We start from the raw sequence: 11,534 nt of genomic DNA, 5'->3' as shown, positions 1-11,534 counted from the left end.
ATGGGGAAGTTCCAGGGGATGATCTGGCCCACCACGCCCAGCGGCTCATGGGAATGATAGGCCACCGTGTCATGGTCGATCTCGGCCAGGCTGCCTTCCTGCGAACGCACGCAGGCCGCGAAATAGCGGAAATGGTCGATGGCCAGCGGGATGTCGGCGGCGGTGGTCTCGCGTATCGGCTTGCCATTGTCGATGGTTTCGGCCAGCGCCAGCAGGTCCAGGCGCTGTTCCATGCGGTCGGCAATCTTGTTCAGGATGCCGGCGCGTTCGGCGACCGAGGTACGGGCCCACTTGTCCTTGGCCTTGTGCGCGGCATCCAGCGCCAGTTCGATATCCTCCGCCGATGACCGGGCGATCTTGCAGAACACGGTGCCGGTGACGGGGGAGATATTGTCGAAATACTGGCCACGCACGGGGGCGACCCATTCGCCACCGATAAAATTGTCGTAGCTGGCGCGGATGGCGACGCTGGATTTCAGCTTCTCGATGGCCTGGTGCAGCATGGGGGCGTCTCCCTGGAAAGACCGGTTTTGGACCCTTTTGGCAGGTCCGGGATCGGTCTCAACCCTGCGCCCGCCCGCTCTTCCGGTAAATTAGACTTTGTGCGCAGAAACCTGTCCCGGACGGGTTGCCCCGACACCATGGTGTAATTGCGCAAAATGGGTGCGGATGGTTTCTGATGGGTGAAATTCACCCGCAAAACCAAGGGGTTCCATCAATGATGACGCGCCCGTTCGTCCTCGCCGCCGCCCTGGCCGCGCAATTGACCATCGCCGCCTCTGCCGATGCGGCCACGCATGAGGTGAAGATGCTGAGCCAGGGGGCGGGCGGGGGGACCATGCTGTTCGAACCCGCCATGCTGACCATCGCGCCCGGCGACACGGTCCGCTTCATTCCCACCGACAAGAGCCACAATGTCGAAGCCATCAAGGGCATGCTGCCCGAGGGCGTGGAACCATTCGTGGGCAAGATGAATGAGGAGATCACCGTGACCTTCGACCAGCCCGGCCTCTACGGCTTCAAATGCAAGCCGCATTACGCCATGGGCATGGTCGGCGTCATCGTCGTGGGCGACCCCGTGAATGTGGAACAGGCCAAGGCCGTGAACCATCCGGGCAAGGCCAAGGAACTGCTGCTGGGCCTGATGGCCAAGCTGCGGGGATAGGGGGGCCTCAGGGGGCGGCCGCTTTTGGCGTTGCTCCCTCACCCTCCCGAACGCTGACGCGTCCGGGCCTCTCCCTCTCCCGCAAGCGGGCGAGGGGTAAAATCAGGGGCAATGTCCTTTTCCGCCCCTCGCCCGCCTGCGGGAGAGGGAGGGGCCCATCGCTGTCAAGCGATGGGAGGGTAAGGGAACCACGCCGAACAGGTAGTACCATCGGTCAAAATTCTTGACCGATGGTACGGCGGCGACTGCCGCCGCGCGGCCCATGCTGCGTAGCCAAGGGCGCGGATGCGCCCGAAAGCTTGACCATCGGTCATGATTTCGTGCCGCGGGTATAAGACAACGACGTAAGACGCGCGCCTACTGCGCCGCCGCCCGCGCCGAAACCTGCGGTGCGCTGGGGGCGGGGGCAAAATTCACCTTGTTGGCCAGGATCACGGCCTGGGTGCGGCTGAAGACCCGCATCTTCTGCAGGATGGCGGAGACGTGGGCCTTCACGGTCGTCTCCGTCACATCCAGTTCATACGCGATCTCCTTGTTCAACCGGCCGGCGACAACCAGTTCCAGCACCTTGCGCTGCTGGGGGGTCAGCGTGTCGATGCGGCGGAGGATCTCCTGATCCTCGCCCGACGGGGCCTGTGTCGGTGCATCCTCCAGGTCGTCCGGCACATAGACATCGCCGCCCAGCACCTGATGCAGCGCCTTGGCGATCATGCCGCGCGCCAGCGATTTCGGCACAAAGCCCGCCGCCCCGTGGCGCAGCGCTTCGTTCACCAGTTGCCGGTCGCAGGCGGCCGACACCATCACCACCGGCAGCGCCGGATAGCGTGCCCGCAGCAGCGCCAGGCCGGCAAAACCATTATTGCCCGGCATGTTCAGGTCCAGAAGGACCAGATCGAAATCGCCCTCCCGGTCGATGATACGCACCACCTCGTCCAGGTCGGACGCCTCGAACAGTTCGCACCGATCCAGCGCCACGGCCACCACAGTCCGCAGCCCGTCACGCACCAGCGGATGATCATCCGCGATCAGAACCTTACCCATGCCCTTGTCCTCCCCGTCGCCCTGATGGTCGCGCCGAATTCATTCTTGTTGTGGGCGGAATCAAGATTACTCGCGCGACGAAAGACGGACAATCACGGCCCCCCACCATGGACACGGTTCTTTAGTATAAGGGGGTGACGCGGCCGCCGTTCACACCACCAGTTTACGGTACAGGTGCCATGTGGCATGGCCCAGCACGGGCATCACCACGGCCAGTCCCACGAACAGTGGCAGGCTGCCCAGCAGCAGCAGGCCGACCACCATCAGGCCCCAGACGGACAGGATGACGGGATTGCGCAGGACGGCGCGTGCCGATGTGATGACGGCATCCAGCACGCCGACCTGCCGGTCCAGCATCATGGGAAAGGACACGACGGTCAGGGTCAGAACCAGCATGGCGAACAGGAACCCGACACCGTTCCCGATCACGATCATCATCCACCCCTCGCGGCTGCCCAGAAGGCTGGACATGAATTCGCTCAGGGTACCGTGGGGCTGGGCGGCCAGGGTTGCCGCATAGATATGTTCGGCAACGGCCAGCCAGACGATAAAGGCGCCCAGCAGCAGCACGCCGAGCCATGCGATGGGCAGCAGCGCCCCTGAATGGCGGACATCCAGGGCGTTGCGCCAGGTCACCGGCACGCCCATTTCCCGCTGTCGCGACAATTCATACATGCCCAAAGCCGCGACGGGCCCCATGATGGAAAGGCCCGCCAGGGCGGGGTAAAGCAACGGGACCAGATCATTCTGTGCGGCCGCAGCCGCGGCCAGCCCGCCGACCAGCGGATAGATCAGGCCCAGGAACAGAAGCTGTGTCGGCGCCGCCATGAAATCACGGACCCCCATGGACAGGGCCTCCATCAGGTCATGGACGCTGATGCGCCGGATCTCCGGCATCATGATGGAACCATCCCGGGTCGCCGCCGTCTGGTTGGCGGCCATGCGATAAGCCATATCTCCAGCCTCCCCGTGCAGCCGGCGATCCGCCATCGGGTCGGATGGCCGGCGGTTCATGGTTCGGCCGGTGGGCCTGACGAATCAATGGCGGCAAGGTGAAGTGCAATGCCGCAAGAGGCAAGCGGTCGAACCTTCTGCGACAAATCATAGCAGGTTCGGCCGTCACTGTACCGGGGAAATGATGGGCTTTACGCAGCGTCCGCACAGTCGACATTGCCGTTCCGGCTCAGCTTCAGCTTTTGCCCGACCTCGGCAATGGCGCTCAATACCGGGATCAGTTCCCGGCCGATATCGGTCAGCCCATATTCGGTGGAGGGTGGGGAGGTGGGCATCACCGTGCGCACCACCAGCCCCTGCTGCTCCAGCATGCGCAGCCGCGCCGTCAGTGTCTTGGCCGAGATTTGCGGCATGTCGACCCGTAATTCACCGAACCGCCTGGGCGTTGCCTGCAAATGCCACAGCACATGGGTGGTCCAGGCCCCGCTCAGCAGGTTCATGAATTCCGACACCGGGCAGTAAGGGGAGGGGACAACGGGGTTCTTGCGGATTTTCAAGGCCATGGGGGACATTTCCCGGTTACCGGTCCGATACCGGAAAATGCAGGTTACCAGAAGTAACCAGCTATACAATGGCAACCGTCTTCGCCATCCTGCCGGCCGTCACCCCGCCCATGCGGGGGCGCTGTTCCATGATCGAGGAAACAAGATGAAGCTCTACTACAAGCCCGGTGCCTGCTCGCTCGCCTCCCATATTGTGCTGCGCGAGGCCGGTTTTGATCCGGACGTGGAAGCGGTGGATCTGCCGACGCATCGGACCGCCGGTGGTGTCGATTTCTACACGATCAATCCCAAGGGCTATGTCCCCGCCCTGATCACGGATGAGGGGGAGTTGCTGACCGAGGGTGTGGCCATCATGCAGTATGTGGCCGACCTGAAGCCAGAGGCCAAGCTGCTGCCGCCGCCCGCCACGCTGGCCCGCGCGCGGGTGCAGGAAGCGCTGAACTTCATCGCGACCGAGGTCCACAAGGGCTTCAGCCCCTTTTTCAACCCGACCACACATCCGGAGACCAAGGCTGCCGTGCCGGCCAATGTCGGCCGCCGCTTCGACGCGCTGGAGGCCCAGTTGGCCGATGGCCGCACCTATCTGCTGGGGGCGGATTTCACCGTGGCCGATGCCTACCTGTTCACGGTTCTGGGCTGGTCGCCCTATGTCGGGCTGGACCTGACCACTTGGTCCAACCTGTCGGCCTATCGCGGTCGCGTCGCCGCCCGTCCGGGCGTGCAGGCGGCGCTGAAGGCCGAAGGGCTGATCTGATGCAACACGCGACCCCGGCCGGGAGTGATTTTGCCGGGGTCGCCGCCTAAATCTCCAGCGGGGTCCAGCCGTCACGGCCCAGGGCTTCCAGGGGCTGGAAGTTGGCCTTGTATTCCATCTTGGGGCTGCCCTTGATCCAATAGCCCAGATAGAGAAAGGGCAGCCCTTCCTGGCGGCAGCGTTCGATCATGGCTAGGATCAGGTGGGTGCCCAGGCTGCGCCGGGGTTCGTCGGGATCATAGAAACTGTAGACGGCGGAATAGCCGTCTTCCAGCCGGTCCACCAGCATGGCGCCACGCAGCCGCCCGGCCGTGTCCCGCGTCTCCGCCATGAAGGTGTTGACGCGGCCTTCATCCACCATGGAGGCGAAGTCACCCGGCGTCATGCGGTTCATGTCGCTGTCATTGTGGCGGGCGTCCTGATACAGCGCGAACAGTTCGAACTGTTCGGGGGTGGAGGCGGCGGGCACCACGTCCAGCATCAGGTCGGCATTGGCGCGCAGGATGCGCCGGTTGGTGCGGTTGGGCGTGAAGGACGCCACCGGCACCCGCACCGGCACACAGGAATTGCACCCCGGACAGACGGGGCGATAGACGATGTCGTGGCTGCGGCGAAAGCCTGCCCGCGACAGGGCCGAATTCACCTCTCCCGCCTGCGGTCCCACCAGCCGCGTAAACAGCTTCCGCTCCACCCGCCCCACCAGATAGGGGCAGGGCATGGGGCCGGAGCGGAAGAATTGCTGCAAGGGCCGGTGCAGGGGCGGGATGACACTCATTCTTGGCCCTGGCGCAGGGTGGGAGAGGATTTCAGGCCGACAGCGTACCCGGTTGGTCGATCAGGAAAAAGGCCTGAGCGATATCATTGGACAATTTGGCAAAATTGATCTGCAAACCATCCAGATATTCATGCAGGCCCACGGAAATCACAGACTCGATGGTCTGGTTGGCCAGATTGCCCAGCAATTCATCCGACCGTTCCAGCGGCAGGGTGCCCCGGCGCAGGCGGTATTTGCTGTTCAGCCGGTTCAACAGACTGTCCACCTCCCGCATACAGACCAGAACCGAGCGCGGGAAATTGTCGTTGAACAGCAGGAAGCCCGCCACCGCCGCCGGCGTCATGCCGCGTGGATAGACGCGGCGGAAGGCGTGGTAACCGGCGGCAGAGCGCAACAGGCTGTTCCACTGGCTGATATCGATGGGTGTGCCCACGTCGCGCGGGCTGGGCAGCAGCGTGTGGTACTTGATGTCCAGCAGGCGCGTGGCCTGGTCCGCCCGCTCCAGATTGCGGCCCAGACCATAGAAGTACCAGCCCTGGTCGCGGAAGAAGGTGCCTTCCGTGATGCCGGTATGGGTCTGGCAGGCTTCCTTGATGGACGCGCACAGCCGCTGGATATTGTGCTGGGCCAGATCGGTGGCCGGTTCCAGCGCCAGCAGGCGATTATAGAACATGTTCAGATGCGCCCACATCTCCGTGGAGATCAGGGGGCGCAACTGCCGCGCATTCTCCCGCGCCGACGCGATGGCGGCGATGATGGAGGTGGGGTTGTTCTGATCCAGCACATAGAAATTCAGCACATTCTTGACGGTGGCCGTGGGGTACAGCTCGAAGAAGCGCTTTTCATCGGCGTTCAGGCGCAGGATCGGCAACCAGTTGGTGGCACCGAAACTGTCGCGGGCGAAGGTCTCATGCACGTCCAGGATGCGGGCCAGATTTTCGGCGCGCTCCATATAGCGGGCCATCCAGAAGATGCATTCGGCGTAACGGGCGAGAAGGGCTGCCATGTCCGGTTCTCCCCTTACTGGCTTTGCGACTGTGACTGGGACGACGAAGACTGGGACTGCGACTGGGATTGGGTATGGAACGGATCGGTGCTGTCATCGGCCACCGGGTCCGGCTCCGTTTGTCCCCCCTCGGTCAGGACCCAGGTATCCTTGGACCCGCCGCCCTGGCTGGAATTCACGATCAAGGTGCCCTTCTTCAACGCCACCCGCGTCAACCCGCCCGGCAGCACCCAGGTGCTTTTGGCCGTGATGGCGAAGGGGCGCAGATCCACATGGCGCGGTTCGATCCCTTCCTCCGTCAGGGTGGGGCAGACCGACAGCGGCACCATGGGCTGGCTGATATAATTGGCCGGGTCTTCCAGCAGCTTGGCCCGGCATTCCTCCAACTCGGCCTTGGTCGCGCGCGGGCCGATGGTGATGCCGTAACCGCCGGCCTCGCCCACCGGCTTCACCACCAGCTTGTCCAGATTGTCGAGCGTATATTGCAGCGCGTCCGGCTCGCGGCAGATATGGGTATCGACATTGGGGATGATGGCGTCTTCGCCCAGGTAATATTTGATCATGCGCGGGACATAGGCATAGACGGCCTTGTCATCGGCCACGCCCGTGCCGATGGCGTTGGCCAGCGCCACATTGCCCTTGCGATAGGCCTCGAAAATGCCCGGCACGCCCAGCATGCTGTCGGGGTTGAAGGCCAGCGGGTCCAGGAAATCATCGCCGATGCGGCGATATATGCTGTCCACCCGGCGCAGGCCGCCGGTGGTCTTCATATAGACCTTGTCGTCGATGACGGCCAGATCGCGCCCTTCCACCAGCGGCACACCCATCTCGCGCGCCAGGAAGATATGCTCGAAATAGGCGGAGTTATAGGCGCCGGGCGACAGAAGCACCACCTGCGGGTCATAGGTGTCGACATCGGGCCGGGGCGGCGCGATCTCGCACATGGCCTCCAGCAGCTTGGCGCCGTAATTCTCCACACTGCGCAGGCCGATATCGCCCATCAGGTCGGGGAAGGCGCGCAGCATCATGTGGCGGTTTTCCACCACATAGGACACGCCCGACGGCACGCGGCCATTATCCTCCAGCACCCGGAACGTGCCCTCATGGTCGCGGACCAGATCGACGCCGGCAATGTGGATATAGGTCTTGAAGGGCAGGGTGATGCCCTGCATCTGCGGCCGGTAATTGGCATTGCCCAGCACCAGCTCGGCCGGGATGATCCCGTCCTTCAGCACGTGCTGATCATGATAGATATCATGCAGGAACATGTTCAGCGCCGCGATGCGCTGCTGCACGCCCTTTTCCAGATGCGCCCATTCCTTGGCCGCGATGATGCGGGGGATCACATCAAAGGGCAGGATACGGTCAACGGCCTTGGCGTCGCTATACACCAGAAAGGTGATGCCCAGATTGTAAAGCTCCCGCTCCGCATCCGATGCGCGTCGTCGCAGATCGTCATAGTCAAGTTGTCGAAGCCGATCCTTCACGGCCTCGGTATGCGATGCCGGTTTGCTGGCCGATCCAAACAGCTCGTCATAAAAGCCGTTGGCATCATAGGACGACAACAGGTCGTCAACACCTTTTCCAGACCCGCTCAACAGAGCCCCCTGCGCCCTTCGTGCCATGCGATCCGCTGTCGAGGGCGATGCCGACACCGGCTTCGTTTCGCATCCGCGAGATTGAGATTAACAGATCAGTAAGGTTTGAACAGGGGGCGTGTGAACGCTCCCTACGGTTTTGCACAGTGTGGTTTTTTTGCCCCGCGGTTGGGGCGGGTCATGGTCTGTGCAACGCTGTGAAACATGAAACACCCCCGTGTCTCAGACAAAGGGCCACAGCCACAGTGACTGCGCCCGGCGTTGATGGCCGGGGCCGGGGGGGCGGATATGGCAATGGTGGCGAGCGACGCAGTATAGCACAGGGGTGGGCAGAAGTCAGCGGTTGGGCGCAAACGTGAAAGGCTTGGTTCTGATGCCGGTCCCGCTGGGAAACCTTGTCTGTGTAAACATGATTGTCTAGTCTCTGACGCCTCTCCGCAGAATGGTCTGGAAAATGATCGCCGAAAAATTCATTGAATATTGGTCGGACCGCGGTGGTTCGGAGCGGGCGAATTATCAGAAATTTATTAATGAGTTGTGCGATTTGATTGGTGTCGACAAGCCGGAGGCCAGTCACGCCGAAGATCATCGTAACGAGTATGTGTTTGAAAAGCGGGTCCGCGCCATGGATGTGGATGGCGAGGATGGTCGGTACAATTTTATCGACTGCTATAAGCGTAAGCATTTCGTGCTGGAGGCCAAGCAATCGGACAAGCGTATGCGCGGGCTTGCCGCCTCGGGGCCGGACCTGTTTGGTGAGACGCCACCGCCTGCTGCCTCGCCCAAGGCGGCGTGGGACCGCATGATGAAGCAGGCGCGCCAACAGGCGGAAAACTATGCCAGGTACCTGCCCGAATGGCCGCCGTTCCTGTTGATCGTCGATGTCGGTCATGTCATCGAGGTCTATGCCGATTTCACCGGCCTGGGCAAACGCTACAAGCCGTTCCCGGACAGCCGGTCGCACCGGATTGCCATTCCCGACCTTGCCGATGCGGCGGTACGCGACCGGTTGCGGGCCATCTGGACCGATCCTTTGTCATTGGACCCCGCCGCCAAACGCGCGGAGGTGACAAAGGACATCGCCTATCGTCTGGCCCGCATGGCACGCACCTTGGAAAAGCGTCATGATCCGAAGGAGGTGGCGCTGTTCCTGATGCGCTGCCTGTTCACGGCCTTTGCGGAGGATGTGGGGCTTCTGCCCGCCGATGCCTTTTTGACCCTGCTGCGCAAGGCAGAGGGCAACCCCCAGTTCCTGCCCCGTTATCTGACCCCGTTCTGGCGGTCGATGGACAAGGGCAGCGACTTTGACCCGATGATCGGTGCCCCTGTACGCCATTTTAATGGTGGCCTGTTCAAGAATGCCCAGGCGTTGGCCCTGACCGGCGATGAATTGTCGGAACTGATCACGGCTTGTCAGCGGGATTGGCGCAATGTCGAGCCGGCGATTTTTGGCACGCTGCTGGAAAATGCCCTGTCGGTGCGCGAGCGGGGGCAGTTGGGCGCGCATTTCACGCCGCGTGCCTATGTGGAACGGTTGGTCATCCCCACCGTGATCGAGCCGTTGCAGGACGAATGGCGCGCCACATTGGCCCTGGCGGAGGGGCGGCGGGCCGTCGGTGATACCAAGGGGGCGGTGGAATTGATCCGCACCTTCCATCGTTCGCTGTGTCAGGTGAGGGTACTGGACCCCGCCTGCGGCACCGGCAATTTCCTCTATGTCAGCCTGGAACTGATGAAGGAACTGGAAGGGGAGGTGCTGCTGGCGCTGGAGGAATTGGGCGCGGCGGCGCAGGCGCTGCTGGACCTGCAGGGCACGACCGTGGGGCCGCAGCAATTTATCGGCCTGGAAAAGAATGCCCGCGCCGTGCCCATTGCCGAACTGGTGCTGTGGCTGGGCCATTTGCAGGGGCATTTGCGCCTGCGCGGGCCGGAAAGCCTGTCCGATCCTATCCTGAAGCCGGTGGAAACCGTGCGGGAGGCGGACGCTGTCCTGGCCTGGAAAAAAGAGGAACTGGTGGTGGACGCGGCGGGCAAACCTGTTACCCGCTGGGACGGCGTTTCCCTGCGCACCGATCCGCATACGGGACGGCAGGTGCCGGATGAAGCCCAGGTTGTGCCGCTGAAGAAATATACCGAGCCAAAGCCCGCGCCCTGGCCGCCCAAGGTGGATTTCATCGTCGGCAACCCGCCCTTTATCGGCGGCAAGGATCTGCGCCAGGAATTGGGCGATGGCTATGCGGAGGCATTGTGGTCTGCCTATCCGCAGATGCCGGGCGGCGCCGATTTTGTGATGTATTGGTGGGACCGCGCCGCCGATCTGGTGCGTGAGGGCAAGGCGCGGCGCTTCGGTTTCATCACCACCAATTCCATCACCCAGACCTTCAGCCGCCGGGTGATCAAACGCCATCTGGACGCCAAGAAGCCGCTGCACCTGTCCTTTGCCATCCCCGACCATCCCTGGGCTGATGCCCAAGGGGCCGCCGCCGTGCGCGTGGCGATGACGGTGGGTGTGGCCGGGTCGGGCGAGGGGCTGTTGAAACAGGTGGCGGCGGAAGGCGACGCGAACCCGAATGATGGAGCCATCGCCGTGACCTTTGCCCTTGAGCAAGGGGTTATCCTGCCGGATTTGACCATTGGGGCGGATATTGCCGGTGTTTTGCCACTAAAGGCCAATGAGGGGCTTTCATCGCGGGGCGTATCGCTTCACGGCTCCGGGTTCATCGTGAGCCCGACCGAGGCCGCCGGGCTGGGTCTGGGCAAGGTTCCCGGTTTGGAGCAGCATATCCGGCATTACCGTAACGGCCGTGATCTGACCGGGAAAAGCCGAGGCGTGCTGGTCATTGATCTGTTCGGCCTGACGGCGGAACAGGTGCGGCAGCGGTTTCCGGGCGTGTATCAGTGGGTTCATGACAAAGTGAAGCCTGAAAGGGACCAGAATAATCGTGATACCTACCGCGATAACTGGTGGATATTCGGTGAACCGCGTCGGGAGTTACGGCCAGCTTTGCATGGATTGCCCCGCTACATCGCAACTGTCGAAACCGCGAAGCATCGCATCTTTCAGTTTCTGGATATCGGCATCCTGCCCGACAACAAGCTGATCGGCATCGGCTTGCATCAATCCGTTAATCTTGGCCTGCTCAGTTCCCGCATCCACACGACGTGGGCTTTGGCAGCGGGTGGCCTGCTTGAGGACCGCCCTGTTTATGTCAAGTCAGCTTGCTTCGACGCTTTCCCCTTCCCCATCCTCACCCCTGCCCAGGAAGCCCGGATCGGCTCCATGGCCGAGGAGTTGGACGGGTTGCGCAAGAAGGTGCTGGCGGCGGGGCATTTCACCCTGACCGAGCTTTATAATGTGCTGGAAAAGCGCAAGGCCGGTGCGGTGCTGGAGCCGGCGGAACGCGATATCTATGAGGCCGGGCATGTCGGCGTCCTGCTGGACCTGCACCGCGCCATTGATGCGGCGGTGGCCGATGCCTATGGCTGGCCCGCCGACCTGGCCGACCGTGACATCCTTTTCCGGCTGGTGGCCTTGAACAAAGAACGGGCGGGGGAGGAGGCGCGGGGCCTTGTCCGCTGGCTGCGCCCGGAATTTCAGAATCCCGGTGGGGTGCAGGCGGGCGAACAATTGTCCGCCGACCTGGGGGAGGCGACGGTGGCCGCTACCCGGCCCGCCTG

The 11,534-nt window shown here is 62.7% G+C and carries 10 protein-coding genes; 3 read left to right on the top strand and 7 right to left on the bottom strand.

What is annotated here, in order from left to right; genetic code table 11:
• Window positions 1-503, bottom strand: a 503-nt coding sequence (locus KBA48_RS29890) for an aldehyde dehydrogenase family protein (protein ID WP_292912343.1), incomplete at its 3' end; no start/stop codon positions are given.
• Between the two features lie 215 nt (window positions 504-718).
• On the opposite strand from KBA48_RS29890, the gene KBA48_RS29885 reads away from it, so the two are divergent.
• Complete coding sequence (locus KBA48_RS29885; RefSeq protein ID WP_292912342.1) at window positions 719-1,165, top strand: pseudoazurin; 447 nt, start codon at window positions 719-721, stop codon at window positions 1,163-1,165.
• A 357-nt stretch (window positions 1,166-1,522) separates the two neighbouring features.
• Here KBA48_RS29885 and KBA48_RS29880 read toward each other — a convergent pair whose 3' ends face one another.
• From KBA48_RS29880 to KBA48_RS29870, 3 genes are all read right to left on the bottom strand, one after another.
• Entirely contained in the window at window positions 1,523-2,206 is a 684-nt protein-coding gene (locus KBA48_RS29880; protein WP_292912341.1) for a response regulator transcription factor, read from the bottom strand.
• 150 nt (window positions 2,207-2,356) lie between these two features.
• On the bottom strand, window positions 2,357-3,160 hold the full coding sequence (locus KBA48_RS29875; protein WP_292912340.1) for a DUF2189 domain-containing protein: 804 nt from the start codon (window positions 3,158-3,160) through the stop codon (window positions 2,357-2,359).
• 191 nt (window positions 3,161-3,351) lie between these two features.
• Window positions 3,352-3,723, bottom strand: a complete 372-nt coding sequence (locus KBA48_RS29870) for a helix-turn-helix domain-containing protein (RefSeq protein ID WP_292912339.1) — start codon at window positions 3,721-3,723, stop codon at window positions 3,352-3,354.
• A gap of 145 nt (window positions 3,724-3,868) precedes the next feature.
• Between KBA48_RS29870 and gstA the strand changes: the two genes are divergently transcribed.
• Window positions 3,869-4,477 carry a glutathione transferase GstA gene (gene gstA / locus KBA48_RS29865; RefSeq protein ID WP_292912338.1) on the top strand — a complete coding sequence of 203 codons (609 nt, stop codon included), beginning with the start codon at window positions 3,869-3,871 and terminating at the stop codon, window positions 4,475-4,477.
• Window positions 4,478-4,523: 46 nt separating this feature from the next.
• Here the strand turns inward: gstA and KBA48_RS29860 are convergent, their stop codons facing one another.
• The 3 genes from KBA48_RS29860 to KBA48_RS29850 are packed head-to-tail and all read right to left on the bottom strand — an operon-like array spanning window position 4,524 to window position 7,856.
• Window positions 4,524-5,252: an arginyltransferase gene (locus KBA48_RS29860; protein ID WP_292912337.1), complete on the bottom strand. Its 729-nt coding sequence runs from the start codon at window positions 5,250-5,252 to the stop codon at window positions 4,524-4,526.
• Window positions 5,253-5,283: 31 nt separating this feature from the next.
• On the bottom strand, window positions 5,284-6,258 hold the full coding sequence (locus KBA48_RS29855; protein ID WP_292912336.1) for an alpha-E domain-containing protein: 975 nt from the start codon (window positions 6,256-6,258) through the stop codon (window positions 5,284-5,286).
• 14 nt (window positions 6,259-6,272) lie between these two features.
• A complete protein-coding gene (locus KBA48_RS29850) occupies window positions 6,273-7,856 on the bottom strand; it encodes a circularly permuted type 2 ATP-grasp protein (RefSeq protein ID WP_292912335.1) in 1,584 nt (527 codons plus the stop codon).
• A 442-nt stretch (window positions 7,857-8,298) separates the two neighbouring features.
• Between KBA48_RS29850 and KBA48_RS29845 the strand changes: the two genes are divergently transcribed.
• A partial coding sequence (locus KBA48_RS29845; protein WP_367273893.1) for a class I SAM-dependent DNA methyltransferase occupies window positions 8,299-11,534 on the top strand: 3,236 nt, incomplete at its 3' end.

This window comes from Niveispirillum sp., from assembly GCF_017996735.1.
Lineage (GTDB): Bacteria > Pseudomonadota > Alphaproteobacteria > Azospirillales > Azospirillaceae > Niveispirillum.
This window is presented reverse-complemented; position numbering and strand designations above follow the sequence as displayed.

Excerpts from the sequence above, each read along its gene's own strand:
- gstA (WP_292912338.1), top strand. The coding sequence starts at position 3,869 with ATGAAGCTCTACTACAAGCCCGGTGCCTGCTCGCTCGCCTCCCATATT.
- KBA48_RS29885 (WP_292912342.1), top strand. The coding sequence starts at position 719 with ATGATGACGCGCCCGTTCGTCCTCGCCGCCGCCCTGGCCGCGCAATTG.
- KBA48_RS29880 (WP_292912341.1), bottom strand. The coding sequence starts at position 2,206 with ATGGGTAAGGTTCTGATCGCGGATGATCATCCGCTGGTGCGTGACGGG.
- KBA48_RS29855 (WP_292912336.1), bottom strand. The coding sequence starts at position 6,258 with ATGGCAGCCCTTCTCGCCCGTTACGCCGAATGCATCTTCTGGATGGCC.
- KBA48_RS29875 (WP_292912340.1), bottom strand. The coding sequence starts at position 3,160 with ATGGCTTATCGCATGGCCGCCAACCAGACGGCGGCGACCCGGGATGGT.
- KBA48_RS29870 (WP_292912339.1), bottom strand. The coding sequence starts at position 3,723 with ATGGCCTTGAAAATCCGCAAGAACCCCGTTGTCCCCTCCCCTTACTGC.
- KBA48_RS29860 (WP_292912337.1), bottom strand. The coding sequence starts at position 5,252 with ATGAGTGTCATCCCGCCCCTGCACCGGCCCTTGCAGCAATTCTTCCGC.